Annotated in this window: 30 protein-coding genes and 3 pseudogenes; 15 read left to right on the top strand and 18 right to left on the bottom strand. The window is 42.0% G+C overall.

Annotation, left to right across the window (positions count from 1 at the left end; genetic code table 11):
• Positions 1 to 232 precede the first annotated feature (232 nt).
• From B9G53_RS28670 to B9G53_RS19290, 7 genes and pseudogenes are all read left to right on the top strand, one after another.
• Positions 233 to 427: pseudogene (locus B9G53_RS28670) on the top strand (transposase); the annotation flags it as partial.
• Positions 428 to 862: 435 nt separating this feature from the next.
• Positions 863 to 1,945 (top strand): photosystem II q(b) protein, encoded by a 1,083-nt coding sequence (gene psbA, locus B9G53_RS19310; RefSeq protein WP_094535098.1) that lies wholly within the window; start codon positions 863 to 865, stop codon positions 1,943 to 1,945.
• A 265-nt stretch (positions 1,946 to 2,210) separates the two neighbouring features.
• Positions 2,211 to 3,305, top strand: a complete 1,095-nt coding sequence (locus B9G53_RS19305) for a nitronate monooxygenase family protein (protein WP_094535097.1) — start codon at positions 2,211 to 2,213, stop codon at positions 3,303 to 3,305.
• Between the two features lie 38 nt (positions 3,306 to 3,343).
• Positions 3,344 to 3,664, top strand: a complete 321-nt coding sequence (locus B9G53_RS28665; protein WP_254923738.1) for a hypothetical protein — start codon at positions 3,344 to 3,346, stop codon at positions 3,662 to 3,664.
• The gene (locus B9G53_RS28660; protein ID WP_254923737.1) at positions 3,661 to 3,840 is read left to right on the top strand and encodes a hypothetical protein; all 180 of its coding nucleotides are present in this window, start codon (positions 3,661 to 3,663) and stop codon (positions 3,838 to 3,840) included. The genes B9G53_RS28665 and B9G53_RS28660 overlap by 4 nt, the downstream gene beginning before the upstream one ends.
• A gap of 162 nt (positions 3,841 to 4,002) precedes the next feature.
• Positions 4,003 to 4,155 (top strand): ARMT1-like domain-containing protein, encoded by a 153-nt coding sequence (locus B9G53_RS19295; RefSeq protein WP_094535096.1) that lies wholly within the window; start codon positions 4,003 to 4,005, stop codon positions 4,153 to 4,155.
• Positions 4,156 to 4,349: 194 nt separating this feature from the next.
• Entirely contained in the window at positions 4,350 to 5,630 is a 1,281-nt protein-coding gene (locus tag B9G53_RS19290; RefSeq protein WP_094535095.1) for a hypothetical protein, read from the top strand.
• Between the two features lie 123 nt (positions 5,631 to 5,753).
• Here the strand turns inward: B9G53_RS19290 and B9G53_RS19285 are convergent, their stop codons facing one another.
• Entirely contained in the window at positions 5,754 to 6,086 is a 333-nt protein-coding gene (locus B9G53_RS19285) for a DUF2202 domain-containing protein (RefSeq protein ID WP_254923744.1), read from the bottom strand.
• Here B9G53_RS19285 and B9G53_RS19280 point away from each other — a divergent pair.
• Positions 6,025 to 6,267, top strand: a pseudogene (locus B9G53_RS19280) (transposase); the annotation flags it as partial. The gene B9G53_RS19285 and the pseudogene B9G53_RS19280 overlap by 62 nt on opposite strands.
• A gap of 544 nt (positions 6,268 to 6,811) precedes the next feature.
• Here B9G53_RS19280 and B9G53_RS19275 read toward each other — a convergent pair.
• The 11 genes from B9G53_RS19275 to B9G53_RS19225 all read right to left on the bottom strand — a co-directional run bounded on the left by B9G53_RS19275 (position 6,812) and on the right by B9G53_RS19225 (position 15,399).
• Entirely contained in the window at positions 6,812 to 7,684 is an 873-nt protein-coding gene (locus tag B9G53_RS19275; RefSeq protein WP_094535092.1) for a HEAT repeat domain-containing protein, read from the bottom strand.
• A gap of 28 nt (positions 7,685 to 7,712) precedes the next feature.
• Positions 7,713 to 7,952, bottom strand: coding sequence for a hypothetical protein (locus B9G53_RS19270; RefSeq protein ID WP_094535091.1), 240 nt, complete (start codon positions 7,950 to 7,952; stop codon positions 7,713 to 7,715).
• A gap of 289 nt (positions 7,953 to 8,241) precedes the next feature.
• The gene (locus B9G53_RS19265) at positions 8,242 to 8,547 is read right to left on the bottom strand and encodes a CpeR family transcriptional regulator (protein WP_094535175.1); all 306 of its coding nucleotides are present in this window, start codon (positions 8,545 to 8,547) and stop codon (positions 8,242 to 8,244) included.
• A 58-nt stretch (positions 8,548 to 8,605) separates the two neighbouring features.
• Entirely contained in the window at positions 8,606 to 9,217 is a 612-nt protein-coding gene (locus B9G53_RS19260) for a chromophore lyase CpcT/CpeT (RefSeq protein WP_094535090.1), read from the bottom strand.
• Between the two features lie 4 nt (positions 9,218 to 9,221).
• Positions 9,222 to 9,755, bottom strand: coding sequence for a phycobiliprotein lyase (locus B9G53_RS19255; protein WP_094535089.1), 534 nt, complete (start codon positions 9,753 to 9,755; stop codon positions 9,222 to 9,224).
• 206 nt (positions 9,756 to 9,961) lie between these two features.
• Positions 9,962 to 10,666: a phycobilisome rod-core linker polypeptide gene (locus B9G53_RS19250; RefSeq protein ID WP_094535088.1), complete on the bottom strand. Its 705-nt coding sequence runs from the start codon at positions 10,664 to 10,666 to the stop codon at positions 9,962 to 9,964.
• 93 nt (positions 10,667 to 10,759) lie between these two features.
• Positions 10,760 to 11,503 (bottom strand): phycobilisome rod-core linker polypeptide, encoded by a 744-nt coding sequence (locus B9G53_RS19245; RefSeq protein ID WP_094535087.1) that lies wholly within the window; start codon positions 11,501 to 11,503, stop codon positions 10,760 to 10,762.
• A gap of 276 nt (positions 11,504 to 11,779) precedes the next feature.
• The gene (locus tag B9G53_RS19240) at positions 11,780 to 12,640 is read right to left on the bottom strand and encodes a phycobilisome linker polypeptide (RefSeq protein ID WP_094535086.1); all 861 of its coding nucleotides are present in this window, start codon (positions 12,638 to 12,640) and stop codon (positions 11,780 to 11,782) included.
• A gap of 313 nt (positions 12,641 to 12,953) precedes the next feature.
• Positions 12,954 to 13,691 carry a phycoerythrobilin:ferredoxin oxidoreductase gene (locus tag B9G53_RS19235; RefSeq protein WP_094535174.1) on the bottom strand — a complete coding sequence of 246 codons (738 nt, stop codon included), beginning with the start codon at positions 13,689 to 13,691 and terminating at the stop codon, positions 12,954 to 12,956.
• A 1-nt stretch (position 13,692) separates the two neighbouring features.
• Positions 13,693 to 14,424, bottom strand: a complete 732-nt coding sequence (locus B9G53_RS19230; protein WP_094535085.1) for a 15,16-dihydrobiliverdin:ferredoxin oxidoreductase — start codon at positions 14,422 to 14,424, stop codon at positions 13,693 to 13,695.
• Positions 14,425 to 14,850: 426 nt separating this feature from the next.
• Positions 14,851 to 15,399: a phycobiliprotein lyase gene (locus tag B9G53_RS19225; protein ID WP_094535084.1), complete on the bottom strand. Its 549-nt coding sequence runs from the start codon at positions 15,397 to 15,399 to the stop codon at positions 14,851 to 14,853.
• 168 nt (positions 15,400 to 15,567) lie between these two features.
• Between B9G53_RS19225 and B9G53_RS19220 the strand changes: the two genes are divergently transcribed.
• A complete protein-coding gene (locus B9G53_RS19220) occupies positions 15,568 to 16,368 on the top strand; it encodes a pentapeptide repeat-containing protein (RefSeq protein ID WP_217901630.1) in 801 nt (266 codons plus the stop codon).
• Positions 16,369 to 16,440: 72 nt separating this feature from the next.
• Here the strand turns inward: B9G53_RS19220 and B9G53_RS19215 are convergent, their stop codons facing one another.
• The 5 genes from B9G53_RS19215 to B9G53_RS19195 form a co-directional block, all read right to left on the bottom strand.
• On the bottom strand, positions 16,441 to 17,049 hold the full coding sequence (locus B9G53_RS19215) for a HEAT repeat domain-containing protein (protein WP_094535173.1): 609 nt from the start codon (positions 17,047 to 17,049) through the stop codon (positions 16,441 to 16,443).
• Between the two features lie 69 nt (positions 17,050 to 17,118).
• Positions 17,119 to 18,390: a HEAT repeat domain-containing protein gene (locus B9G53_RS19210; RefSeq protein ID WP_094535082.1), complete on the bottom strand. Its 1,272-nt coding sequence runs from the start codon at positions 18,388 to 18,390 to the stop codon at positions 17,119 to 17,121.
• 117 nt (positions 18,391 to 18,507) lie between these two features.
• A complete protein-coding gene (gene cpeA, locus B9G53_RS19205; RefSeq protein ID WP_094535081.1) occupies positions 18,508 to 19,002 on the bottom strand; it encodes a C-phycoerythrin subunit alpha in 495 nt (164 codons plus the stop codon).
• Between the two features lie 126 nt (positions 19,003 to 19,128).
• Complete coding sequence (gene cpeB / locus B9G53_RS19200; RefSeq protein WP_094535080.1) at positions 19,129 to 19,683, bottom strand: C-phycoerythrin subunit beta; 555 nt, start codon at positions 19,681 to 19,683, stop codon at positions 19,129 to 19,131.
• Between the two features lie 188 nt (positions 19,684 to 19,871).
• On the bottom strand, positions 19,872 to 20,528 hold the full coding sequence (locus tag B9G53_RS19195; RefSeq protein WP_094535079.1) for a HEAT repeat domain-containing protein: 657 nt from the start codon (positions 20,526 to 20,528) through the stop codon (positions 19,872 to 19,874).
• A 207-nt stretch (positions 20,529 to 20,735) separates the two neighbouring features.
• On the opposite strand from B9G53_RS19195, the gene B9G53_RS19190 reads away from it, so the two are divergent.
• The 6 genes from B9G53_RS19190 to B9G53_RS29150 all read left to right on the top strand — a co-directional run bounded on the left by B9G53_RS19190 (position 20,736) and on the right by B9G53_RS29150 (position 26,328).
• The gene (locus tag B9G53_RS19190; protein ID WP_094535078.1) at positions 20,736 to 21,314 is read left to right on the top strand and encodes a phycobilisome protein; all 579 of its coding nucleotides are present in this window, start codon (positions 20,736 to 20,738) and stop codon (positions 21,312 to 21,314) included.
• Positions 21,315 to 21,399: 85 nt separating this feature from the next.
• The gene (locus B9G53_RS19185) at positions 21,400 to 22,131 is read left to right on the top strand and encodes a phycocyanobilin:ferredoxin oxidoreductase (RefSeq protein WP_094535077.1); all 732 of its coding nucleotides are present in this window, start codon (positions 21,400 to 21,402) and stop codon (positions 22,129 to 22,131) included.
• A gap of 76 nt (positions 22,132 to 22,207) precedes the next feature.
• The gene (locus B9G53_RS19180; protein WP_094535076.1) at positions 22,208 to 24,007 is read left to right on the top strand and encodes an ATP-binding protein; all 1,800 of its coding nucleotides are present in this window, start codon (positions 22,208 to 22,210) and stop codon (positions 24,005 to 24,007) included.
• A gap of 73 nt (positions 24,008 to 24,080) precedes the next feature.
• Positions 24,081 to 24,455 carry a response regulator gene (locus B9G53_RS19175; protein ID WP_094535075.1) on the top strand — a complete coding sequence of 125 codons (375 nt, stop codon included), beginning with the start codon at positions 24,081 to 24,083 and terminating at the stop codon, positions 24,453 to 24,455.
• An 84-nt stretch (positions 24,456 to 24,539) separates the two neighbouring features.
• Entirely contained in the window at positions 24,540 to 26,069 is a 1,530-nt protein-coding gene (locus B9G53_RS19170) for a response regulator (protein WP_094535074.1), read from the top strand.
• Positions 26,070 to 26,112: 43 nt separating this feature from the next.
• The gene (locus B9G53_RS29150) at positions 26,113 to 26,328 is read left to right on the top strand and encodes a hypothetical protein (RefSeq protein ID WP_369683006.1); all 216 of its coding nucleotides are present in this window, start codon (positions 26,113 to 26,115) and stop codon (positions 26,326 to 26,328) included.
• Here B9G53_RS29150 and B9G53_RS19165 read toward each other — a convergent pair.
• Positions 26,317 to 26,566 (bottom strand): annotated as a pseudogene (locus B9G53_RS19165) (transposase); the annotation flags it as partial. The gene B9G53_RS29150 and the pseudogene B9G53_RS19165 sit on opposite strands and share 12 nt — an antisense overlap.

Below are 26,566 nucleotides of genomic sequence, written 5' to 3'. Positions count from 1 at the left end.
GTATTACTCCCTTCTCACTACCTGTAAATGCGATCGCCGATATTGTTTAGATGAATTTCTACCGCGCAAAATTATTTAGTCCACAAAATGTTCTCTCTGCTTTTTGAAGATGATTGAAATAAAATATATTGAGCATAACGCAGTTTACAAAACTTTTCAAAGCGACGTTGGCGCTTTGCCTGATAAGGCTGGAGGGGTTGTCCATTCGATGAAGGCAACTGAGCATAGCTCTATTCTGGTGGATACTTTGGGTTTGCTGATGATGGTGGTTGTGACTGCGGCAAATCTTAATGACCGCAAGGGTGCGACCATGCTTTTAGAAAAGTTGAATGAAATTTGTGACCAATTTCCACGTTTATCAGCGATTTGGGTAGATCGTGGCTATAGGAGGCAAGCTTTCATTATGGCTATTCTGCATACTTTTTAATTGCAAACCCAAACCCGTAAAGTTGCGTCCCTGCGGGGCGCAACTTTACGGGTTTGGTAATTTATTTTGCACAAGTACTTATTATCTCAATCCCTATATTTATAGCTGTCGCCAAGTGTACTAGTACATAAAACCCAAGAAGAGAATGGTGGCGCGAAGCGCCGCCATTCTCTTCTTGGGTTTTGCTTTTGTCCTAACACAAGCAACGGCAGCTATATATACAGGCTAAATGACTTTACCAGTAAGACTTATAGCAAATCCCTCTAATCACAAAATGTTCTTCTCTTCCATGACCAGCCTTTATCTTTTCTTAGCATTCTGACAACTGATTTATGTTGACAACCTCTTTCTATGATGTATAGTTGTATAACTGATTGGTTATATATTGATATTCAAAGCAACCAATCTACTTAACAAACCTCACATACAATAGATATGACAACAGCAGTACAAAGACGCAACAATGCGTCGGTGTGGGATCAATTTTGTGATTGGGTCACTAGCACCGAAAACCGCCTCTACATCGGCTGGTTCGGGATTATCATGATTCCCACATTGCTTACCGCCACCACTTGTTTCATCATCGCCTTCATCGGTGCGCCCCCCGTCGATATTGATGGTATTCGTGAGCCTATCTCTGGCTCCCTTCTCGCTGGCAACAACTTGATTACCGCCGCCGTTGTTCCCTCCTCGAACGCGATCGGCTTGCACTTTTACCCCATTTGGGAAGCTGACAGTCTTGATGAATGGTTATACAACGGTGGACCTTACCAACTGATTGTCTTCCATTTCTTGCTTGGTATTTTCTCCTATATGGGACGTGAATGGGAATTGTCCTACCGCCTCGGTATGCGTCCTTGGATCGCCGTAGCCTATTCTGCGCCTGTAGCAGCAGCAACCGCAGTACTCTTCATATATTCTGTGGGACAAGGATCATTCTCTGACGGTCTACCCTTGGGAATCTCTGGTACTTTCAACTTCATGCTTGTGCTTCAAGCAGAACATAATGTCCTGATGCATCCCTTCCATATGTTAGGTGTCGCAGGTGTATTCGGTGGTGCATTGTTTGCTGCTATGCATGGTTCCCTTGTAACCTCTAGCTTGATTCGTGAAACCACTGAAAATGAATCCCAAAACGCTGGCTACAAGTTCGGACAGGAAGAAGAAACCTACAACATCGTGGCTGCCCATGGCTACTTTGGACGCTTGATCTTCCAATACGCATCCTTCAACAACAGCCGTAGCTTGCACTTCTTCTTAGCAATGTGGCCAGTAGTTGGCATCTGGTTTGCCGCTTTGGGTGTAAGTTCCTTCGCTTTCAACTTGAATGGCTTTAACTTCAACCACTCCATTTCTAGCAGCCAAGGAAATTTAGTACCTACTTGGGCAGATGTGATCAATCGCGCTAACTTGGGTATCGAAGTGATGCACGAGCGCAATGTTCATAACTTCCCGCTTGATTTGGCAGCACTTGATGTAACTCCGATCGGCATGAAATCTCCAGCTATTAACGGTTAATCCTTAAAGAGCGACTCTTTGATTAGCTAAAAAGCCCTCCATAAGGAGGACTTTTTAGCTAATCAATTCTCATTATAAAAATCGGTTTTTTGAAAGCTCTCCGTAGGCGAGCTTTCAAAAAACCGATTTTGGTGTTGTCAGCGCCGAAGGCGCTGACAACACCAAAATCGGTTTCATAATGAGAATTGCTGTTTTTGACTAGTTTATAACTATATAGTTATTATTTGTTATATACTAGAGACAAAACTCTACTCTGGCTTTGAAGATGCTAACATTACCATCTCTGCAAATCGGTCAACATACTGCTCACTATCCCATTATTCAGGGAGGAATGGGTATTCGTATTTCGGGAGCGAATCTGGCGGCGGCGGTTGCTAATGCGGGTGGTATTGGAGTGATCTCTGCTGTTGCTTTAGGACTAAATTCACCCTATTTTGATATCACTCAGACTAATGTTGGTAAACGAAGAGAGCAGTTTTTTGAAGCAAATCGACTGGCGCTAATCGATGAAATTCAAAAAGCGCGTAAACTCAGCCCCGATGGTATTTTGGCTGTCAATGTTATGGTTGCAGCTCAAGATTATGAAACCTTAGTGCGTACATCGGCTGAGCAAGGGATAAATTTAATTATTTCTGGGGCAGGATTGCCCATGCAATTACCAGAATTTACTGCCGACTATCCAGAAGTCGCACTAGTGCCAATCGTTTCTAGCACCCGTGCTGCGCGAATTATGTGCCGTAAATGGGAACGGAATTACGGAAAATTGCCTGATGCTTTTATCGTAGAAAATCCCAATTCCGCAGGTGGGCATCTAGGTGCGAAATTAGAGGAATTAGGCGATCGCACTTTGGAGGCTGAACAAGTCATCCCCGAATTAGTGACCTATCTGCAACAGGAACTGGGAAAATCAATTCCCGTAATTGCCGCAGGTGGTGTATGGGATCGGGATGACATCGATCGCATGTTGGCATTAGGTGCTAGTGGAGTCCAGATTGGCACGCGCTTTATCAGCACCGATGAATGTGATGCGGATATTCGCTATAAAGAGTTTCACCTTCATGCTCAACCCGAAGATGTGGTGATTATCTCTAGCCCTGTGGGAATGCCGGGACGGGCATTGAGAAATACTTTTGTGGAAAAGGCGATCGCAGGTTCTCCCGATCTCAATAAACGTTGCTTGGCAAGTTGTCTGCATCATTGTAAATGCCGAGATGAGCAGAAACATTACTGCATCATTCAGGTGTTGGACAAAGCGGCGCGAGGTGATATTGAGAATGGGCTTATCTTTTCAGGCAGTAATGCTGGTAGAGCGGAACGGATTATTCCTGTTGCGGAACTGATGGCTGAGTTAGTTGCTTAGACCACTTACAATAATTTCTAGAAAAATAATATAAGAATATGAATCAACTCAAAGAATGGGGATTTTCAGCCCAATGGTGGCGCGGTGAGAAAGGCGAGTATTGGGTGCTTGGGCAGACAGTTCTCTCCGTTGGCTTTGCGCTGCTGTCCGTTTATCCCGCGATCGCTTTGAGCGATTTATCCCCAATCTGGAAATATGCAGATTGGGTATTGACGGGAATTTTTGGGCTAATAGCCTTGCTTCTTTTATTTTCGGGCAGCCTTGAGTTAGGAACGAATCTTACGCCCTTGCCACACCCAAAACATGATGGTGAATTGGTGACTGGTGGTGTGTATGCGTTGGTTAGACAAGCGGTGTGATTTTTCTAGCGATCGCCTATAGTTGTTGGAAATTGAGTCTTGCCCATGCGATCGGCGCAATGATCCTGTTACTATTTTTTGACATCAAAGCGGGAAAAGAAGAATCATGGCTGAGTACTAAATTCTCTGACTATGATCAATATCGATCTCAGTCTAAAAAATTGATTCCTTTTTAGGAATCAGCCTGAAAGGGTAGCGAAATAAGATGTCAAGGTAGAAACAGGACATATCGACTCAACTTCAGTGGAACAAATAATTAAACAAGTTCCACCAGAACGAGTGACCCTAGTTGTCCGAGGTTCGCCAGTACTCAACGACGCAACTTTGCTGAGGCTGATTTGATTATTGCTAAAGGGCAAGGAAATTTTGAGACGCTTAGTAATAATCCCAGCAATATCTTTTTCCTATTCAAGGTCAAATGTGCAGTAATTGCCAATCTCGTTAATCAACCGATCGGTATGCAAATGCTAGTACATTCTCAACTTGGCTAAGATCACAAAACGTAATAGGAGAGGCTGCTTCAGCTTAGTTAAATATTTGCAATTACATTACTATATAATAATATAATGAGCTAAGCTCACAATTGCTTTGGTTGGGCATTTTCATCTGTAGCTCTCCTTAGCCATTAGTGAGTAACTAAGTTAGTGATTAATACCAGATATTAATTTTTTGCGATCGCTGTCCTATGAAATTAATTACCCCAACACCTGTTGAAGTCTTTACCAGTAATATTTATCGATGGTTTCGTGATACGCATTTGCGATCACTAGATCGAGCTTTTAAATCGGCGATCGCAATTCAAGATTTGGAAACAGAATATTTTGATGGCAACAAGATCGATGCTAACGCAACCCATCAGCTAGAGGGTAATACAACAACAGCCTATTTTCAAACAAAGCTGCATCAGTTGTTACGTAAAATGCAGTGGAGTTTAGCCGAGTTTCGGATGGCTAATGCGATCGCGTCAAATCCTGAAGACCAAACCAGTCAAAAAGCAAAACAAATCCTCAATAAGTTAGCGGTAGTGGATCAGATTTTAGCCAGATATAAGGAATCGGAAATCTTGATCGAGGATTTTAATGGTCTTGATCGGTTGTCGGAGGTTAGTCAATCGTTAGATCTTGATCCAAAAGTAGTCGCTAAACCAATACCCGAACCAGAAATTTTAGTAAATAAGCCAGTACCTTTACTGCGATCAATTTTCCCTAATTTTACAAAATACAATCGTGAACGCAGAGTAAATACAGAAGCCGATGCGATTAAGGAGTTTCAGCTCTCACGATATCGCACCAAAAGAGCGTTAAAATTTCTAGCAATTTTAATTATTGTTCCCTTACTGACTCAACAAATTGCTAAGAATTTTATTTTTTCACCTCTGTTCTCTCATTTTCAAGCTACTAACCTGATCGAGATTTCACTTAATTCGCAGTTAGAAAGAGAAGCGATTGAAGAAGTTGAGGCTTTTGAGAAAAAGATTAAGTTTGAGATAAATATCGGTAAAACTCCAAATCTATCTCCAGAAGATGTGGAAAAGATGGTGCATCAAAAAAGTATCGAAGTTGCTAGAAAGAGCGAACATGAAGGCTCCAATGCTTTGCAAAATATTTTTGCCGATCTCCTTTCCGCGATCGCATTTGCATGGATTCTGATCGCTGGCACAAGAAGCGTGGAGATCCTCAAAGACTTTTTAGATGAAAAAATTTATGGTTTAAATGAAAGTGCAAAAGCCTTTTTGATTATTTTATTCACTGATGTATTTGTAGGATTCCACTCTTCGCACGGATGGGAAGTAGTTATGGAAGGGCTGCTCAGGCATTTGGGCATACCCGAAAACAGAGATTTTATTTACCTATTCATCGCGACTTTCCCTGTGATTTTAGATTCAATTTTCAAATATTGGATTTTCTGCTATCTCAGCCGCGTATCGCCATCTGCGGTCGCCACTTACAAGAATATGAACGAGTAAATATAGCGCTTTGCGCTTAATTAAAACCAGAGAAATTTTGGGAAGCGGCGCGGAGCGCCGCTTCCCAAAATTTCTCTGTACTACTCAAAGCCTCAATTGTCTGTATAGCGATAAGATTTATGCCTAACGCCGACCAGAGCGATGTCCCTGAGCCAAAATCTCTGTAAGCTCCTGCTGTGAAAGAACTTGAGGAATATAAGATCCACCTTGTCGCTCAATCTGTCTCACAAAGGCTTGCAAATGATTGTAGGAACCTTGGAGCAAATATCCATAAGTCGCTTTAATCTGAGGATTAGCAGTTGTATTCAGGCGATCGCGCCAATCTTTTATATCCGTTTCTTCGATCAATGCGCCCACCTTTAAGGCTTCAGGCAACGAAGTCTGTCCGTAGCGCAATATGAAAAATCGCTTGATGCGCTTGACTGATAAGTTTCTCGCTCGCAAACGCTCAATCATTGAGACGATCATTGACCAACYCAAAAATATTTCACAGATTGAACATTCTCGTCATCGCAGTCCCATCAAGGCACTGATCAAWKTCATTTGTGGGCTTATTGCTKATTGTCACCAACCAAAGAAGCCTTCTTTGCATAGTCGTGGGCTTTGCCTTCTGCTTCTTAACCTGAACTCACGTTAATTTCCACAAGCTTTGTAACTACGGCTCCATTTCTGCCTACCTTTGTCCGTAGTATTGTTTGATAATCAGCCGTTAAAAGTTAGTATAGCTATAGCCACCTGTATCAGGACAAATCAAAACCCAAATAGTGTGAGGCGGCGCTTCGCGCCGCCTCACACTATTTGGGTTTTATGTCCTAACAAGAATGGCTACAGCTATATCGCGCAACTCAATCCATATGACGAGTTTGGTACTATGATTTCGTAGATGAGTTTTTTGGTGCAAAAAAGTAGCTCAGAACTACCTAAAATCAGACTTAGAGGAACATAAGGAGGTGTACCAAAAAAACGTACGTTTTTTTAATATCGTTAATCGTTAAACTCAGATTGACTTGAAAAAAGCTATAGACCTGTTTGTTTGAGATGTAAACCTACTTTTATGTCCCTTAAATGCACGAATCGTTGTCGTCTCCCACGATCGACTCCAAACCTATCGAAGAAATTTTTAAAGTGGAACACAAACAACAATAAAAAATGGAGCTTGCAGTGCAAGCCCCATTTTTTGATTAATATTCTTCTGCTTGCCGATGAATTTGGGCGATCGCAAGTTTTGCTAATACTTTAATCACCTGCTCTTTGTCATCAAGTAAGTTTTGCAAAGGTTCTAATGCGATCGGATTGCCCATTTTACCGAGAGAATTGACCGCCGCTTTGCGTACATCCAGATCCGTATCTTGCAGAGCCAAAATTAGATGCGAAATCGCAGGTGGATAATTGACTTGTGCCAATGCTGTTGCCGCTTCAGCCCGAATGATTGCTTCTGGATCGGTGAGTGCTGCCACCAACAAATTGCAAGACTTTTCGTCCGACTGTTCCTGAGCCACATGGCCGATCGCGCCAATTACGGCACAGCGAACATCAAGGGAAGCAGAATCTAAGGCTTTATACAAATACTCAGCACCTTCAGATCCAATAAATGCTAAAGCCCAAGCTGCATGACCTTTAATATCTTGAGATTGATGCTCATCTCCTAAAACTTCCAGCAATGCTGGCACGGATGCTTCTCCCGTTTTGGCTAAAGCCCCTGCTGCGGAACTTCTGACTACGGTATCGGGATCATTGAGAAAAGAATGTAGTAAAGTCGGTACAGCGATGGGGTCGCCAATAATCGTCAGCGTTTTGGCAGCAGCGCGACGTACCACAACATTTTCATGGTTAGCTAAAGACTTCATCAAGAATGGAGTGGCAGCTTCACCAATTTCGCCCAAAGTCTCAGCAAATCTCAGTCTGACTAACCCACGCTGATCTCCCAATCCTTCTACTAGTTGCTCTAAAGTTTGGGAATCGCTATCATCAAAAGTACCAAAAGAAATTTGATCGTTTACTTTTGCGACCAGAAGATCGTTTGCTGCTTGAATTTCGAGAATAGAATTTTCCATTGTGCAGATGTTCAGAGACAAGTGTAAATTATTGCGCTTCAGTTGCTTTTGATTTTTGCTGACGTAACGACTCAATAGTGGCATCAATTTTTGCCAGATTTGGTTCCAAGTTAGCCAATGCTTGAGATTTCATGATTTTTGCTTTTTGAGCCATTGCTAGCGTATCACTGACGATCCTTTCGCGATAGCTCTCTAAGTCAGTGATCATTTCCGTAAGTTGCTCAGGAGTTGCGAGTTCGAGGGAGGTAAGTTCAGGGACATCAAACATAATTTTTTAAATAATTTTAGAATACAAATTAAATACAACTTAACAACTGGTGTTACGTGGAAGTTTCTACAGCACTCACCCCTAGCCCCTCACCCGCAGGAGAGAGGGATAAGAAAAATATGGGTTTTGCTCCCCTTCTCCTGCGGCAGAAAGGGTTGGGAGATGAGGATTCCACGTAACATCAGTTAACAATTTAAAAAGTTAGGGATCTTAATCATTGCATCTTTAGTTTTTAAAGCCTAGACCATTAGCTGAGATTCATGAAATGTAACATGAGTCCACGTTTCACTTAGACGCCTTGATCGAATCTTGTCCGAAAATTTCCATATTTAATCCAATAGGGCTTAAGTTTATGATGTGGTGTGTGTAGACTTGCTTTCGAGCGATAGAGAATGACTTGACGATGATCGCCAATCCAAACTTTATCGACGGCATCAACAGCAATAACCGTTCCGCCTAGAGCAGTAACACATTCGGCAAATCTTTCTACAGCACTATAATCTACAGTTTCAAAGACATATAAATTGCCAGAACAAATTAGATGTCGGCTACGAATCCAGCACTGCATTTTTTTCTCTGCTTCTGGGGGCAGCATTTTGGCTCCAAGCTGAGCTTCATCGGAAGCTAAATAAACCAATCCCGTTTCAGAAGATTCAGGAGATACTGTTGGAGATATTTGGCACTTCATTAGCAAAACTCTCTCTCTTTTCAAATTTTAGAGGCCCTGTCGTAGAACCCCAGACTTGTTGATGAGTATTTACGTCTAAACCCTTATCGAGGCTGAGCCAAGTGGTTTCAGTGACTTCAACGTAACTATCTAGATAAGTTTGGCAGCCATGCTTTTCAATCAAGCATTGAGTTCCTTCTACAGATCCAGTAAACATGGAACCATTGCGTTTAAACACCATTGAGCAGTTATAACGACGTTCAATCACATCTGGGGTAATCGTCCTGAGGATGCTGAGATCGCGACCACTACCAGCAAAGAACATTGCATTTTTAAGACTAAAGTTCTCGATGTAAATGCGATCGCCCTGCGAAACTAAACGATGTACACCTTGACGATAGGGAGTCCAGAGATCATAGTCATAGACCTGTTCAGAATAAAGCCCAATTCCAGAGAAAAAATCAAAGGGTAATGGACGGAAGAACACATGAATATGGGCGTAATCTTTTGGGCTTGCTGAGGCTTGCTTATAGTTGCTAAAGTCTCCTGACATCCATCGCGCTAGAGTGATTAAGTCATTGACTTCAGATTTATCCATTCTATTAAGCCTTAGCTGTTTGACGAATCTCCGATGAGAAAGAAGCCGTAACCACGCCAGAACCAGTACTAGTTTTGATCAGGGATACGCGACACCTTACGTTCGGATTAATGAACCAAATTTTCTCTTCAGCAGAAGCGCGATCATAGGGAGTGGTTAAGACAAATGTGCCATCGTCGGTAAAGTGATACTTGCCGATCGCCGCCATTTCTTCAGCATAACCGCGATCGCGAAGGAGACTACCTCGAAGTGGATCTTCAGGATCGGGGATGGGAACCAGTACGCAAGTACCTTTGATCGCTTCGCTATCTTCCCAATCAGATTGTCCTTCCCAACTCATCCGAAATGGAGAAACTGCCAATTGCGGATCGATGTTATAGGAATTACACAGGGCGATCGCCTCTGGATCGTCCTCAGCAAGTGAGACTATTTCAATATCAGATAGCACTGCTTCAAAATGCCCAAAAGCTAGATGATGAGCGCTACGCTGTGATCGCCAATTGCCAATTGATTGCTCAACAAACTCCCGAATATCCATTAATCCCTAGACTTGATTGTTTTCTTAATTTGCTTTTGATTAGCTCCTCAGTAAAAGCCATTCTTTAACCCCTCTCTAACCCTCCTCTTGCAAAGGGGAAGAAACTAGATTTCTGGTCTTCCCCCTTTGCAAGGGGGAATTAAAGGGGGGGGTGAACCCGTAGCCTTATGGAAAAGTGACTCTTACTGAGGATATAGTGACAAAAACTAGATTACTTCGGTAATACTCACAATTCTGCCAGAGGTGCGGTTAATCCGTTGGATTTGAGGAGTCATCTTGCTTGCGGAAACAATGTACTCAGTGGTGCTGATGCGGCGTTTGGTGTCAAATTTGGAGCCAGAAACCAAGATTTTGAAACGTTTTTCAGTGCCAGAACCAATTACCGTTGCGGTAGATGAATTGATGGTATTGGCGCTGTTGGTGGCAACCGCAAATACTAGTTGTGACGATTGAACAGCGCTATCAACCTGTGCTGCACCGCGATCAAGAGCAAACATACGGTTGTAACCAATCTGCTTAGGATTAGCAGCACTATCCTTACCACGATAGGAAGGAATGTTATTTTCGCCAAAGGCAGCTTGGTACTCATCACTATCGATGTAAGAATCGATTTCGGCATCATAGCCTTCAGCGACACAACGGACGATGTGTTCCGAAACTTCACGCTGATCTTGAGGAGCGCGTCCTAGCAAATGTAGGAAATTCAATTCTACAAAGCGATAGGGCGCACAGGAGGAGAAGTAGCGATCGCGATAAAAGTCAGACTTGGCTACAATTCTCACAAATTCACGAACAGAGATTTCACCATTGGTAAGTTTCGATTCTGCGGAAACCAGACGTTCGCTCTCCATCACATGAGGATTGCCCAAAACCTGCTTGTAAACTGCACGAATAACGGTATCAATTGTCATAATAATTATCTCCAATGTTGTATAGAAGGATATCTCTATGGAATTTTTATTAATGTGATGGGCGGTGCTTTGCGCCGCCCATCACATTAAACATTAAGCAGCTTTAATGCTAAGGATCTTGCCAGAAGAGCGATTAATCGCTTGGATTTGAGAAGTCATTCTGCTTGCCGAAACAAGGTACTCAGTAGTGGTAGCAGATGGTTTATTCTCAAAATTTGAGCCAGAAACCAGAATCTTGAAACGCTTTTCAGTGCCAGAACCAATCACAGTTGCGGTAGATGCATTGATCTTACTAGCTTTGTTGGTTGCAACCGCAAACACCAGTTGCGATGCTTGAACAGCGCTGTCAACCTGTGCTGCACCGCGATCAAGAGCAAACATATGATTGTAACCAACCTGCTTAGCATTGGCGGCACTATCCTTACCACGATAGGAAGGAACGGTATTTTCACCAAAGGCAACTTCGTACTCATCACTATCAATGTAAGAATCGATTTCTGCGTCATAGCCTTCAGCCACACAACGAATGATGTGTTCCGAAACTTCGCGTTGATCTTGGGGAGCGCGACCGAGCAAATGTAAAAAGTTCAATTCTACAAAGCGATAGGGCGCACAAGAAGAGAAGTAGCGATCGCGATAGAAGTCAGACTTGGCAACAATTCTCACAAATTCGCGAACAGAAATTTCACCATTGGTAAGTTTCGATTCTGCGGAAACCAGACGTTCGCTCTCCATCACATGAGGATTGCCCCAAACCTGTTTGTAAACTGCACGAATGACGGTATTGACATCATCCGCACTGGGAGTAACAAATTCAGGATTGATTAAAGTTGCCATAAAAATTTATCTCCAAGCTTATGTATTTATACCAATTCATAAAAGTGTGACAACACTTGTGTGAATTAAAAAACCAACCCAGTAAGGGTTTTCAAAACTAATTAAAAGTAGATACAAAAAAAAGAAGTATTAACTAAAGAAAACTAGCTATATCAACAATTGACAGGGTTGTTAGTTAATAGCAATTTCCCTTCAATTGATCAAGCAGTGTAAATATGTGGGAAGCATGGGAATAAAATGTCTCTAACAAATTATTCCCTTCCTATAAATTCTAGACTAGACAACTGTGACGCTAGAAATCAAACCGCCTTGTGCATGAATGCGTTGGAATTGTGCCGAAAGTTGCTCAAAGGGGACTAAATACACTTTGTTGCTACGACGGAACTGTGAAACCTTGTTAACGGTTTTGGCACGATAACCAGTAACTTCAATGCGATAGAAGTTGCTGCTAGGTGCAGCAAAAGCACCACGACGAGTTAAAGGAGCATCAGAAGGATTACGGAATGTCGATCCAGCACCTACAGAAGGAATAACCGCAGTTGGAGTTGGGTTAATTACTAGAGAATTCAGCTTAGGGCTGTTACCTGAGAGATCGCCCTTCAAGCTACTGCTAGAAGCACCGCGTACCAACTCAAAGGTATGCGTAAACTGCACCATACTGGTACAGGCTTCGGTCTTGTAACCGCGAATGAAAGGAACGATATTCTCACCAAAAGTATTTTGGTACTCATCACTGTCGATATAGGAATCAATGTCAGCCGCAAATCCTTGAGTATCAAGAATTGTGCTATGTGAACGCATTTCTTCCAAATCTAGTGGTGGGCGACCTAACAAGTGGCGGAAGTTAAGTTCGATCGCACGATAGCGAGCACAACTTGTAAAGAACCGAGAGCAGTAAAGATCGGACTTAGCTACAGCCCTTACAAACTCACGGACGCTTAGTTCGCCACGTTTGAACTGAGATTCAGCAACAGTTAGTCGTTCACTCTCCATTACATAAGCATTGCCAAGAACTTGCCGATAAACTGCACGAATAATAGTTTCAGTATCTCCCTGAGATTGTCCTACTACCGACTCAACAGGCGGAGTTTCATCAAACAGGCTTACACCCAATCGCGAGGCTGGTCCAAAGGCCATTACGAAATATCTCCTAATTTAACTAAAGGATTTAATAAAAGTGACCTTACAAAAGTGATTTCAAAAAATCTTGTTGTCTTGCCAACTTTTAGTTAAGCATCTAAAAAAACCGCTTTTATTACGCGCTGATGACTAAATTGTCTTACAAGTCCGTGCCATCAATTATCAAGATTTGTTAACTTGCATAAATCTTGCACAATTCTTAAATGTTAAGTATTGCCCATATAGCACTTTTCAGTCTAGTGAAGTACGGGATTGTTTCCCCGCCTTCGGCGGGGAAACAATCCTATATACCTCGCTTGCTTGAAAAGCGCTATATATGACGCTCTAAATCGAACAAAAAACCATGAATATATTCTTCGGTCCACTCAGAGCCATAAAAGCGATTAAACATACCTCTAGCAGGATCTTTCTCGGCACGATACCGTAAGTAACGTAGCTGAGAGGCTTTGATCGCTTGTAATTGCTCAGGATCAGTCACAGGAACAGCGCGATCGCTAAAATCACAATATTCCCGCAGATAATCTTTAAAAGCGTTAAATACATGGGTCTCAACTACATCATTTTGTTGCGGTCTCGTCCACAGAAAAGCTGGGGAGAAAAACTGACTCGCCTCTTCAGGGAAATCACCACCCCAAGGCAAATGCGGTTGATAGGAATCAAAGATTGGCAAAATTGGCTGCGTATATTTTGCTTGATATTCAGGACTATCTCGAAATAGCGGCTGCATATCTAGAGCAATCAAGTGTCCACCAGGTAAAGTGACTAAATCTGCGCCAAAAAAAGGCAGATCATAATTTAGTCGTGGAAAAATCACAAAATTTAAGACCTGAAGAGAACTTCCACCTTGAACATGAGCTGCTCGAATTTGCCGTAGTTTTGCTGATTGATAACCATAGCTAGTGGTCAAAACTTCATTTTGATGATTTCCCTTGCCCACGATCGCTGATTTTGATTCAAATCCTTCAGGAATTGGATAAGGTTGCAAATCGGGTAAGCGTTCTTGTAAATAGGCGATCGCATAGTCTAAGAATGGTTGATAGAGTGTCAAGTTAAGCACGTACTCCTGTCGCTAGTGGCATCGCATCTTCAAACAAAAATCCATATAGGAATTTTTCCGACCATTCATGTCCGAAATAGCTGCTGAACAAACCAGAAGCAGGATCGCGATCGGCGCTGTATTGGTCGTAATCTTTTTGTGCTTTCACAACTCTCTGAATATCTGATTGATCATCTAAGGGAGTAGCCTCTGCAAGCATCTGCCAATACAAATTCAAATAGTCTTGAAAAGCCTCAAATACACGAGTTCTCACTGTTTCTGGATCAGTTTTAGCAAACAGTAAATATTTCGAGAAGTACTGATTGGCATCGTAAAACTTCATTTCCAGATTCTGCGAAAGTTCTGGATATTTATCGTGCAGAACCTTAAGAGGATGGATATATTTCTCAAGATATACCAAATCTTGAAACAATGGCTGAAAGTCCATCACAATCAAGTTTTTGACCTGTCCAAATGACAAAAAGTCAATTCCCAACAAGGGCAAGTCATAATAATGATTGGGATAGATGACACTGTTAAAAATCTGAGCGCTAGAACCTGCATCAATATATGTATAGCGAATTTTGCGAAGTTCAGGACATTGATAGCACCAACTACGAATTGTGGCGGGGCTGCGACCGCGATCGCTGGTACAAGACTCTAAACCTGCTGGTATTGATCGGCTTTGTAGACTAAATCTCTGAAACATTGATTGCTCTAGGTGTTCCAAGAAAGGTTTATACATGATTTTTTAAGCAAAAGTAAAAAGTAAAAAAAATCTCAATAGATAAAGTAATTAAAAAATAATTAAAAAGTAAATCTCAATTGCACAATTCTTGGATAGTCAAGCCTTAGTACAAAAGGCTTTTACCTCGCCTTGTTATGATTGATTTTCGTATAAGTCAGCAACTTTAATTATCAAGATTTGTTAACTTGCATACATTTTGCACAATTCTTGGGGCGTAGATCTGTAGCGCAGTTCGTCCACTTACCCATTAAATTAAAGATAGTTTTTACTTTTTTATAGGTATCAAAACCTAAGAAGTGAGTGGCGGTGCAAAGCACCGCCACTCACTTCTTAGGTTAAGTAGCCCAAAAAAATTTTGAACGCACCGCAAAGCGGCGCGTTCAAAATTTTTTTGGGGATTTTATTCAGCGCTTTGCGCTGCACTTAGTTTTTAATTAAATTGGCATCGCTGAGATAACGCTTTTCGGAGCAGTAGGTCATTAAATATACGCCATTCATCATCCGCACATTGCTGACACGGACTCGAAAATCATCAGTAATAAACCAGCAGCGCTCTTGCCCTTGGTTATTGTCATAGTCTGTATCAATGGTTAAGATGCCATCCTGCCCAAACCAATAGCGACTGATCACAGGAATTTTTTCGACATAGCCTTGATTGCGTAAAAGCTTGCCCGATCGCCCTGTTTCATCATCTGGTACATCTACCAATATGGCAGCGTGATCTGGGTTGGGTTCTTGTCCACCTTCTTCATGGGCTTGCCACATAAAACTCGCCCCGCCAGAGGCGATCGCCGCCGCAAGTTGTCCGCCCTGCGCTTCACAGATTTTTTTTATTCTTTCATCATCGCGGGTCAAAACTTTGACATGAATTTTGGATTCTCCCGACTCATCCTTCACCGCATCAAAATGATGTACGGTACGATGGATAAACCAAATCCCCTCACTCTTGCGAAAGAATTCCATCATTGTCATTGGTGGTACTAACACTTAGCTTCTCCTTCATAATGATTTCCCTGTAGTTATAGCGTTTTACAGTCTAGTTACTGAATTGTTTCCCAAAGGCGGGGAAACAATAGTTACAGAGCAGTGTGACAATTTCAATAGACTATCAAAAATATTGCACTCAATGGCATGACAAATATGGAAACAAAAAACAAAACTCAAGAAACTTTAGATGCGATTAAGTCTGGACAGACTTTAAGCATGGCGGACCTTTATCAGTGCGATCTTAGTGGTCAGAACTTAAGTGGTGCAAATTTTCACAAAGCAATTCTTGTACGGGCAAATCTCAGCCACACTAACTTGAGTAATGCGAATTTAAGTGCAGTGGATTTAAGGGGAGCAGATCTTAGCCAATCGGTGTTAAGACAAGCAAATTTGGAAGGGGCTTGTTTATATCGTGTCAATTTATGTGGAGCCGATTTGTCAGGCGCAAATTTGCAAGATGCCAAATTACAAGGAGCCATGTATGACAGTCAGACAATTTTTCCAGAAGCTTTTGCTTATAAGTCATCGGGAGCAGTGGGACCAAACGCAAACTTAAATGGTGCACCATTTAACACCGCAAATCTCAAAAATGCTGATTTACAAGGAGTCAACTTTTTGGGCGCATACTTGGGAGGAGCCGATCTGTCTGGTGCAAATTTAATGGGGGCGCGATTAGTCCAAGCAGATTTACGAAGAGCTTCCTTAATCGGCACTTGTTTGCAGAACGCACGCTTGAATGGTGCAAATTTGGCGGGGGTAGACTTGCGGACAGCCAATCTCACTGATGCAGATTTCGAGCAGTTTGAAAGTATTGCAGGAGCAGATTTTACTTATGTTGTGGGTTTGACTGACCAAATGCGATCGCGCCTACTCAGTCATCCGCAACAAGATCTAGAAACGCTTAATCCTTTAACTCTGAAGACAACATTAGCTAGTCTGGCTAACAAGGACTAAATTTAAAAAAAATAAAACAGCTAAGCTTGTATCACTCGCTTAGTTGACGGTACAAGCTTAGCTGTTTTAAGTTCAATTTTGCTTAAATCCATCAGTCATTTCACACCTAGATAAAGCACTGACAGCCGATTCTTTGACATAGGAATCTGCCTCTTCATTGTCAATAATCCAACGCAAAACATCCATACCTCGACTGCTGCCAATCGAGGCGATCGCATTCACTAGCGAAATTGCCAAAGCAGGATTATCTGTTTCTTTTAAAGCTTCAATCAGGATATCCAAAATAGGCTCACCAATTTCTCCCATCGCCATCACTGCCGCGATATTCACCACAGGATTGGGATCTTGCAAAGCCGCCTTTAAACCTGCGATGCCTTCAGCCGATAGCGGCTCATCACGATGACAAATTACTACTTGTGCGAGAGCTTTAGTGGCACTGCCACGCACGGTCACATTGTCGCTATGGAGCATCGCTTCAACTAGAGATGGTACAGCCTCATGACCAATCTCGCCTAAAGTTTTCACGGCGGCTCTGCGATAGTTGGTATCCTCATCATCGAGAATACTCATCAATCTCGTAATGACTTCAGCATCATAATTAGCAGCAATTTCCCACATCGCTTGATTGCGAACATTGGGATTGGGATGTTTAAGTTGTTGGAAGAAAGTTTCAAGAGACATTTTGATTAAATTGATAATTTTGATTGTTTTTAATGATTTGCCGCGCATAGCGGACAAATCATGACTTCTCTAAATTGCTAGAGTCTTTGTTTTTTCGCGAATTAACAAATCGCTATCATTGGCAAGCACTTCATAACCACTGCGATCGCCAAACTTCTCTAATGCTAACAGAGCCGCATATTTCAAGTCCCATATTTTTGCTTCTAAACAAACTTTTAGTTCGGGAATCGCTCTCTGATCACCAATTTCTGCAAGGGCGATCGCTGCTGCCGCACGAGACTTTTGATACTGTGGCTGTTTGTTATGCAAACTCTCAATTAATAGATCATAAGCTGGTGCGTGTTTCAACCAACCAAAGAGTTTAACTACATGGAAATGTGCGCCGTAATCATTTTTCGCTTCCTGCTCGTAAGCAGCAAAGAGCGCCGCAGGAGCATCTTCGGCATAGTTATCTAAAATAGTTTGGATTGCTAAATAGCATCTACCAAAATCCGTTTCATACAGTTCATGAATCAGACGTGGCAGATCGGGAAAAGTACTATAGTGATGTACTGGTGAAAGACTGGAAGGATGATCGATTAAAGATTTTTCTAAAAATGGTTGCACATCGGCAAAGGCGATCGCCCCTGATTGGATACCTTCTTCCGCTAACATCCGAATGCCGCGCAACCGAAATACTAATGACACAGGACAGCGCGAGATATCAGGAATTGCCGCATAATATTTGGCATCGATTAAATCTTGAATGGATAAACGTCGGGCAATCACATTGCGATTTTGGAGCAACGCGACGATCTTATCCATTTGCGAAAAATCTTTAGTTAATCGACAAATTGCCGTGATTGCAGCACTAGAGACTGGCAAACTCTGATCATTCAAAAATTGACGAATTTTCGCGATCGCAGGTTGATAATCTAACTTCGCCAATGTCTGAATAATCACGCGGTAAGTTTGTCCATGCTTATCTAATAGCTGCGTAATCTCCTCTAAAATCTCTGGATCTTGTGTACCAATTTCCCCGATCGCCCACACTGCATTTTCTACCATATAGCAGTCTGGATCAGTTAGACATTTACGAAGCACAGGCAAAGTGGTCACGGCTTGAAGACGACCTAAAGTTTCGACGGACTTCCGTCTCACAATCTGATTATCCATTTCAGGATCAGTTTGATGGATCGCTCTCACCAAAGCGGTGATCGCTTGTTCAGAATTAAAATTCACTAAATGGGAAGCAGCAATATAACGAGAATCCTCTTCTCCTATTTGATCCTGTGGCGTATCTAAAATGGCGATCGCCTGATCTTCCGTCAAATTAAAAAAACTATAAAAACGTTTATCCATAATCTTTGAATTATATCAATCGCTAGTCCCAAAACAAAAGTAGGGGCAATTCATGAATTGCCCCTACTTTTGTTTTTTTAGTAAGCGATGAAACTCATCGCTTACCAAGAGAATCAATTAGGAAAGAGAATTGATTGCATAGTCTAGCAATGCATTGTACTCGGTCAATGCTTGTGCAGACATATCGCGAGGTGTGCAACCACGGTTACGAGCATAGCTCAATGCTTCAACGTAAGGAGCGGTAGGCAAGCCCAATGCACGATAAACTTCGCGCTGACCTGCAATACCCCACTCATCCAAAGGACCTGTACCGCCAACAACGAGGCTGTACTGAATCAAGCGCAAGTAGTGCTTGATGTCACGAGCGCACTTTGCCTTGAAGGTATCGGTGGAGTTTGCTTCACCTGCATTGTTCAGGTAAGGATACTTTTTGATACAAGCATTGTAAGCTTCAGAAGCAACTGCATCAAGGTTAGCAGCTAGCTTTTCAGCAGCTTCCAAACGAGCAGCAGCGCGTTGGATAGAACCTTGTACTGATTCGAGGTCTGAGGTGCTAGGGAAACGACCTGCTGCATCAGCAGAGGCAATAACGGTGGTAACAACGGATTTCATTTATTAAATCTCCAAACTGGATTCTTTTTATTCAGTGAGCTTAGTTTTTGTTTTGGTCAATCAAGTTTCAACCAGTGAAGTCGCAATCAGCTATTTAACTAGCAGATATCAATTGACAGATATCAATTAGCTGAGAGCTGCGATTACGCGATCGAAGTAGCTGGAAGCTTCAGCAACCAAGCTAGCGCAACGATCTTCTACAACAGGGGTTCCCATCTTGCGGAGCTTAGCACCTGCACGAGCTTCGCTAGGATTGTCTTGAATGTGAGCAGCAGCTTGTGCTTTCATGATTTGGACAGCACGTACTGTGGAGGTTGTAGGTACGCCCAAAGCTGCGTAGGTTTCTCTCAAACCATTCAAGCAACGATCATCTAGTACGGAAGAATCACCAGCCAACAAAGCATAGGTGACATAACGTAGAACGATTTCAGCATCGCGCAAGCAAGCAGCCATGCGACGGTTAGGGTAGCAGTTACCACCAGCTTGAATCAAGCCTTGGTTTTCGCAAATCATACCTGCAACTGCGTCAGAAACCATGCAGCTTGCGTTGCTGGCGATCGCGTTTACAGCGTCCAAACGGCGGTTGCCACTAGCAACGAATGCCTTAAGAGCATTAATATCACCGACTACAGAGGTGCTAGCGTCAGCTGAAACTACAGCTCTAGAAAAAGCGTCAAGCATTTAATAGCTCTCCTTAAAAAATAGTTATCTTATTTAAAACGTTTTTGTCTTATGTAATCTACAAGACATATAGAACATAAAAGATAGGTCGCGTTCTAGTCTCATCTTTTGTAAAGTAAGTAACAATCCTTAACAAATCACTCTAAAGATATAGTCAGAAAAAAGCCTTTCTCTATATTTAGCAAGGATTACAGCAGATTTTCCATAGCTGCACCCACCACCCGATAATCCCGATCGCATCTGAGTTCAACGATCGCTGCTTTCGCTTCAGGGGTATCAAATTGCGTCAGTGCATAGGCAACCCGCACACGGATATATTCAAATTCTGAGTTTTTAAGTTCTAATAGTTTTGATAAAGCTAATGCAGATTGATTAGAACTAGCTAGAGAACCTAAACCATCGATACAAGCTTCCTGTACGGCTGCATCATCTCCTGCTAATCCCACACAACATATTTCAAAGGTCTCTGGATAGCATTGCATTTCCACTAGCGCCGATAAGATACTCCGCCTGACCAGCCAATGATCATCTTGATGAAAGGCTTGGACTAAGTGAGATGCGGCAATGCGATCAAAGAGGGAAATAGAGTTAGCAGCTTCGGCTCGGACATTGGGGGTATTGTCGTAGCGCATGATTTGCAGGAGCGCCGCAAAGGATTCGGCATTTTTTTGACGACCTAGCTCTCTAGCCACAAAAGTCCGCACCAAAAATTCTGGATCTTTGACGTGCTGGAGTAATAAAGGAATCGCAACTTCCGCCGTAAAATCTTTGAGGGCAGCGATCGCTTTGAGCCGATACTGAAAGTCAGGATTTTGTAAATCAATCTTGATCTGAGAAAGATCCATAAATAGTTAGGAGGTGAAAATTTTTTGAGGAAGAGTGCTTAATTAATTTAAGCCTAACGCAATCAGCTAGACTATTTTCAAGCCAAATAAACTTAAAACCTAGAAGCTTGTGCCGCCCGCTACGCGGGCGGCACAAGCTCTGGTTTTGGGTTTTAACTATGCTGGGCTACTTAATTGCTTGCCACCATTCCCCACAAATTCAACTTAATGTCTAACCCCAAACTCAGCGAAAAAGTTCGTGAATTAATTCAAAAATCGCGAATTGTTAGCTTTACCTCTTGGCAAAGTATTTATCCAGACCTCGCAATCGCCAAATTTCAAGCCGCCGATGATCAAGGTCGTTATCTTACTGATCAAGATCTCGATGATTTACAGAGATTAACACCTGCGATCGCAGCATATATCCCCATTGTAAAGCTATTGACTGAGCAAGCAGCGAGCATCGTTGACGAAGCGCGTACACAAGTCTTAACAAATTTCCCAGACATTACTCAAGAAGGCGGTGGGCTTTATCCTGCGGAACGAGCTAACGCTTGCTGGCGAGACTTTTGGCATTTTTTACGCTGTATTACCTACGGTATTACTGGTCAGCGTCTTGATTATTTGAGTGCGGAAGGACTGGGGTATATGCAACAACTTTATCAAGAGCTACAAGTACCTCTTGATGCTATGATTCTTGGTTTAACAAGTATCAAAATTGCCAGTCTCAATCGACTAGAGCCAGATCAGCAAACCTTATTAGCACCTTATTTTGATTGTCTAATTGAAGAATTAAAGCTTTTTTAGACGATGTGAAAATGAGGAATGCTTACTAGCAAAAAATATATTATTGCTCCCTTTGTTTAATTATTTAATATTTTTAAAAAAGTCTATGTCAGCATCATTACGCACTCGTCAACATCATTTAATTCAGAAATTAGCTAACTCTATTGAAGAAATTTGGCAAAAAAATCTAGATCTTGAACCATATATAATTCCAGAGGGATTAGGCTACATTGAAGGGCATTTAGAGGGAGAAAAGTTAGTAATTGAAAATTGTTGTTATCAAACCAAACAATTTCGCAAGCTGCATCTAGAACTAGCTCAGGTAGGCAATGGCTTAGATATTTTGCATTGTGTAATGTTCCCCAATCCTGAGTATGCTTTACCCATTTTTGGGGCAGATATTGTGGGAGGACGTGGAGGTGCAATTAGTGCCGCGATCGCCGATCTGTCACCGAGCAACCGAGAAAAATCTTTACCTGCTAATTACCAACAAAGCTTAGCTAGTTTAAAGAATGTAGAATTTACACATCCTCGCGCCCTACCTGAATGGGCAGATATTTTTTCTGAGTTTTGTTTATTTGTTCGCCCCATAGGAGCCGAGGAAGAAGCAGCATTTTTGCAAAGAGTTGAAGATTTTTTGACTATTCATTGTCAGATTGCTAACAACATCGAGCCATTAACTTCTGAAACTGATGTTGCTAATGCGATCGCAGGTCAGCAATATTACTGCGCCAAGCAACAACAAAACGATAAAACTCGTCGAGTTCTCGAAAAATCTTTTGGTGAAGAATGGGCTGATCGTTATATGACTTCAATGTTATTTGACTCAATAGTTTAAAAAACTGAAAGGGTTGCAAAGCACCCCTTTCAGTTTTAGATTTGAGCGCAAAGCGCTGTAAGTGTAAAATTCAGTCATGTCTAAACGTAAGAGTTCCAAATCGCGCAAAAAAAATCAGCCTACCATTGCCAACAACCATCGTCCTCTCAAACATAACGAGCAAGATGAGTTACTTCGACAAAGGCAGTGGGTAAAATTGTTTGCAGAAGTTACGTTTAAAATTCGGCAATCGTTGAATTTTAAGGAAATTTTGCGAGCAACCGTCACCGAAGTACAGCGTATTTTACAAGCCGATCGAGTACTGATTTATCAAGTTTTCCTCGATGGTACAGGTCGCGCTATTACCGAAGCGGTTCTACCAGATTATCCACCGATTCTCGATTTAGAATTTCCCGAAGAAGTCTTTCCAACCGAATATCAGCAACTTTATGCGAAGGGACGGGTAAGAGCGATCGCCGATGTGCGCGATCGCCAAGCAGGATTATCTGACTGTCTGATTGAATTTGTTGATCAGTTCAATATCAAAGCAAAGATGATTGTGCCAATTCTGCAAAATCTGAATTCTCATCAACAAAATGAATCCAGTTCATCTAACCAGTTATGGGGATTGCTGATTGCCCACCATTGCGATCGCCCCTACCAATGGCTAGATTTTGAGTTGGAACTAATGCAACAACTTGCCGATCAAATTGGTATTGCTCTATCGCAAGCGCAATTTCTAGAGCATTTAGAAGAAATAGTCGAAGTTCGCACTGCCGAATTGCAAGAAGTCAATCGCAACCTTCAGCAGGAAATCAATGATCGGATGCAAGCTGAAGCTGCATTGAGAAGGAGTGAAGAGCAGTTACGACTGATTACCAATGCCTTACCTGTGCTGATTGCCTATGTGGATGATCATCAGTGTTATCGCTTTAACAATAAAGCCTATGAAGATTGGCTAGGTCAAGTACCAGCCGATATCTACGGCAGCAACATTAAAACTGTGTGGGGAAACAACTGCTACCAAAGGATGCAAGTCTATGTGAATCTGGCTCTATTAGGACAAGCTGTGACCTATGAAAATGAAATTCTCTTGAAGGATGGTCTGCCCTGTTCGGTAAATGTTACTTATATTCCTCATCTTGACGAACAGCAAAATGTGAAAGGCTTTTTTGCGCTGACCACCGATATTAGCGATCGCAAAGCGATCGAGCGCATGAAAGATGAATTTATCGCTGTCGTCAGTCACGAATTGAGAACGCCTTTAACTTCTATGCACAGCGCCTTAAAGATTTTAGCAACAGGCAGATTAGGAACTCTTTCAAAAGATGGGCAGCAAATGCTGGAAATTGCTGATGACAACACAGAGCGTTTAGTTCGTCTGGTGAATAACGTTCTCGACTTGCAGCGCATTGAGTCGGGCGAAGTCAAAATGGAAAAACAAATCTGTAATGTCTCGACTTTAATGATTCAGGCAACGGAAGCAATGCAACCAATGGCACAGCAACATGGTGTGGTGTTAGTCGTGAATCAGATTGATATCGAGATTTTCGTTGATTCCGACTACATCGTACAAGCGCTAACAAATCTGATCAGCAATGCGATTAAATTCTCTTCTTCTGATAGTACAGTATGGCTAAGCGCAGAAAATACACCTAATGCCGAAGTTCTTTTTTCTGTTTGCGATGAAGGTCAGGGAATTCCATCAGACAAACTGGAAAGTATTTTTGAACGATTCCAACAGGTAGACTCCTCTGACTCTCGCCGCAAAGGTGGTACAGGTCTAGGGTTAACAATCTGTCGTAAAATCGTTGAACAACATGAGGGTAAAATTTGGGTCGAGAGTACTCTTGGTAAAGGTAGTACTTTTTCGTTTACTCTACCTTTATTAAATTGAAATGAACATAAAGCAAATCCGCACCCTCGTCTCAAAAATTGGGTAAGCTATTTTGCAGAAATCTCCTAAAACTATGCCAACTAAGAAGATTTTAATTGTTGATGATGAAGAATGTATTCAAACTGTCGTGCAGTTTGGTGTTCAGATGGTCGTAGATTGGAAAGTCCTTATTGCGAGTTCAGGACATCAGGGTATTGAGACCGCTTGTGCAGAAAAACCTGATGTGATTTTATTAGATGTGATGATGCCAGATATGAATGGTATCGATACATTTAAGGCACTTCAGGCAGATCCACAAACTGCCCAAATTCCTGTGATTTTCTTAACGGCTAAAGCTCAAACCTCAGAAAGGCGACAGTTTAACGATTTAGGTGTGAGTGGAGTGATCACAAAACCATTCAATTCACTTGATCTGCCCGATTTAATTGCAAAAATACTTGATTGGTAAATCTAAAATAGGTTATAAAAATCGAAACCTTTGGACGCACACCTTAATTAATCTCCACAAAGCTGTAAATAGTTCTCAAATCCTATGAAGATATTGTTAGTAGAAGATGATGAGGTTTTAATTGCGGTCTTGACGAAAACTCTTACCGAACATCGCTATATTGTGGATGTGGTTAAGGATGGTGAAATAGCATGGAGTTATGGCTCGACCTTTGAGTATGACCTCATCATTTTAGATATTGGTTTGCCTAAGTTAGATGGAATTCGCTTGTGTCAACGTTTTCGTACTGAAGGATATAGCGCTCCCATTCTTTTGCTGACATCACAAAATACCAGTACTGATAAGGTAAATGGTTTAGATGCGGGAGCAGATGATTATGTGGTTAAGCCTTTTGATGTACCAGAGTTAATTGCTCGCATTCGGGCATTACTGAGACGGGGTAATGCAAGTTCTTCTCCGTTACTAGTTTGGGGTGATTTACTTTTGAATCCTAATACCTCTGAAGTTTCTTACAATAACCATGCTCTAACCCTTACAAATAAAGAATATGAATTATTAGAGATTCTACTGCGGGATAGTCAGCATGTACTCAGTGTTGAGGATCTTCTCGATCGCCTTTGGTCTTCAGATGAGTTTCCTTCGGAAGCAACTGTGCGATCGCATATTCGGCGATTGCGTACCAAGTTAGCAGCGGCAGGTGCTCCATCAGACTTTATTGCTACGGTGCATGGGCGTGGATATTATCTCAAAGCACCAGATAAAGCTGCTGCTGTAGAAATATCAAATCTACCTGAAACTGCTCCTTCTAATTTACTGAATTTACCTGAAGTGAATGTTCAAGATATTCAACAGGAACAGTATTTGGAGTTCTTAAATCAGCTTTGGATAACTACTAAACCAAAGAGTTTAGAACAATTGGTAATATTATTTCAAATGATCGATAAATTAGAATCTGGTTTGCTTGATCCTCAGTTCCAAGACCTCGCTTCCCAAACGGCTCATAAATTAGCTGGAACCTTAGGAACTTTAGGATTAACCAACGCCATGCATCTAGCATCTCAATTGGAAAACCTGCTCAAAAGCCAAGAATTAATCAAAAAATCACAGTTGGAAATATTGCAACCATTAGTGACTTCTCTAGAGCAAGCAATTCAAAATACCGATGCAATCAAAAGCTTACCAATAAGTGCAAGTGCCGCATCACCAGTGCTGAAGATAGAGCGATCGCTCATTGAGCCGAAAGTGATGATTGTTGATGATGATGTGGATTGTTTGCGATCGCTATCGAGACTTCTCAAACCTTGGGGATTTAATGTAACTACCTTAGCTGATCCACAGGAATTTTGGGCAGTGCTGCGATCGGTATTGCCTGATATATTGGTTTTAGATATAAATATGCCTCCAATCAATGGATTTGAGCTTTGTCAATCCCTTAGAAGCGATCTCAATTGGCAGCGTTTACCAGTCTTATTTTTGAGTATTATGACAGATGCGAATACTCAGAACCTTGCCTTTGGTGTCGGTGCAGATGATTATTTATGTAAGCCAATCGTGGGCATAGATCTAGCCAGCCGCATTCACAATCGCCTGCAAAGAGTTAGAGCTTATCAGTAACTGGTGACGTGGAAGTTTCTACAGCAGCACAGTACAAGAGTGGATCAGAGGATATCGAGAGGGAGGAATAGCAGGAATACTAAGCCATAAACCAAGAGTAGGCAGAATACCCAAAATCCCAGAGTGGGTGCAAAAAGCACTGGACAAACAACTGCAACAGGAAGAAGGATTTAATAGCTACGGAGAGATACGACAATGGCTACAGGAAAAACTAGGAATCGAAAGTACCTATAAAAATGTGCATGACTTTGGAGATTGATGGATATTGCTTGTCCCACTTCTCCGCAAAGAGTTCAAGGTTAAACTCCGCCTCCGATTCCGTTGCCGCAGCATAAATTGCCTTGAGGTCGGCACAAACTTGCTTGCGTTGTTGCCAAGGCACAAAAGCGACTGAGTTTCTGACCATGTGGACAATGCATAACTGTACCTGCGTTTTGGGAAACACCATTTCAAGTGCCTTAGGAAACCCAGTCAAACCATCAACACAAGCAATCAAA

It is taken from the genome of Pseudanabaena sp. SR411, from assembly GCF_002251945.1.
GTDB lineage: Bacteria > Cyanobacteriota > Cyanobacteriia > Pseudanabaenales > Pseudanabaenaceae > Pseudanabaena.
This window is presented reverse-complemented; position numbering and strand designations above follow the sequence as displayed.

Coding starts and splice junctions, on each gene's coding strand:
- psbA (WP_094535098.1), top strand. CDS start 863: ATGACAACAGCAGTACAAAGACGCAACAATGCGTCGGTGTGGGATCAA.
- B9G53_RS19305 (WP_094535097.1), top strand. CDS start 2,211: ATGCTAACATTACCATCTCTGCAAATCGGTCAACATACTGCTCACTAT.
- B9G53_RS28665 (WP_254923738.1), top strand. CDS start 3,344: ATGAATCAACTCAAAGAATGGGGATTTTCAGCCCAATGGTGGCGCGGT.
- B9G53_RS19290 (WP_094535095.1), top strand. CDS start 4,350: ATGAAATTAATTACCCCAACACCTGTTGAAGTCTTTACCAGTAATATT.
- B9G53_RS19285 (WP_254923744.1), bottom strand. CDS start 6,086: ATGATTGAGCGTTTGCGAGCGAGAAACTTATCAGTCAAGCGCATCAAG.
- B9G53_RS19275 (WP_094535092.1), bottom strand. CDS start 7,684: ATGGAAAATTCTATTCTCGAAATTCAAGCAGCAAACGATCTTCTGGTC.
- B9G53_RS19270 (WP_094535091.1), bottom strand. CDS start 7,952: ATGTTTGATGTCCCTGAACTTACCTCCCTCGAACTCGCAACTCCTGAG.
- B9G53_RS19265 (WP_094535175.1), bottom strand. CDS start 8,547: ATGCTGCCCCCAGAAGCAGAGAAAAAAATGCAGTGCTGGATTCGTAGC.
- B9G53_RS19260 (WP_094535090.1), bottom strand. CDS start 9,217: ATGGATAAATCTGAAGTCAATGACTTAATCACTCTAGCGCGATGGATG.
- B9G53_RS19255 (WP_094535089.1), bottom strand. CDS start 9,755: ATGGATATTCGGGAGTTTGTTGAGCAATCAATTGGCAATTGGCGATCA.
- B9G53_RS19250 (WP_094535088.1), bottom strand. CDS start 10,666: ATGACAATTGATACCGTTATTCGTGCAGTTTACAAGCAGGTTTTGGGC.
- B9G53_RS19245 (WP_094535087.1), bottom strand. CDS start 11,503: ATGGCAACTTTAATCAATCCTGAATTTGTTACTCCCAGTGCGGATGAT.
- B9G53_RS19240 (WP_094535086.1), bottom strand. CDS start 12,640: ATGGCCTTTGGACCAGCCTCGCGATTGGGTGTAAGCCTGTTTGATGAA.
- B9G53_RS19230 (WP_094535085.1), bottom strand. CDS start 14,424: ATGTATAAACCTTTCTTGGAACACCTAGAGCAATCAATGTTTCAGAGA.
- B9G53_RS19225 (WP_094535084.1), bottom strand. CDS start 15,399: ATGACAATGATGGAATTCTTTCGCAAGAGTGAGGGGATTTGGTTTATC.
- B9G53_RS19220 (WP_217901630.1), top strand. CDS start 15,568: ATGGAAACAAAAAACAAAACTCAAGAAACTTTAGATGCGATTAAGTCT.
- B9G53_RS19215 (WP_094535173.1), bottom strand. CDS start 17,049: ATGTCTCTTGAAACTTTCTTCCAACAACTTAAACATCCCAATCCCAAT.
- B9G53_RS19210 (WP_094535082.1), bottom strand. CDS start 18,390: ATGGATAAACGTTTTTATAGTTTTTTTAATTTGACGGAAGATCAGGCG.
- cpeA (WP_094535081.1), bottom strand. CDS start 19,002: ATGAAATCCGTTGTTACCACCGTTATTGCCTCTGCTGATGCAGCAGGT.
- cpeB (WP_094535080.1), bottom strand. CDS start 19,683: ATGCTTGACGCTTTTTCTAGAGCTGTAGTTTCAGCTGACGCTAGCACC.
- B9G53_RS19195 (WP_094535079.1), bottom strand. CDS start 20,528: ATGGATCTTTCTCAGATCAAGATTGATTTACAAAATCCTGACTTTCAG.
- B9G53_RS19190 (WP_094535078.1), top strand. CDS start 20,736: ATGTCTAACCCCAAACTCAGCGAAAAAGTTCGTGAATTAATTCAAAAA.
- B9G53_RS19185 (WP_094535077.1), top strand. CDS start 21,400: ATGTCAGCATCATTACGCACTCGTCAACATCATTTAATTCAGAAATTA.
- B9G53_RS19180 (WP_094535076.1), top strand. CDS start 22,208: ATGTCTAAACGTAAGAGTTCCAAATCGCGCAAAAAAAATCAGCCTACC.
- B9G53_RS19175 (WP_094535075.1), top strand. CDS start 24,081: ATGCCAACTAAGAAGATTTTAATTGTTGATGATGAAGAATGTATTCAA.
- B9G53_RS19170 (WP_094535074.1), top strand. CDS start 24,540: ATGAAGATATTGTTAGTAGAAGATGATGAGGTTTTAATTGCGGTCTTG.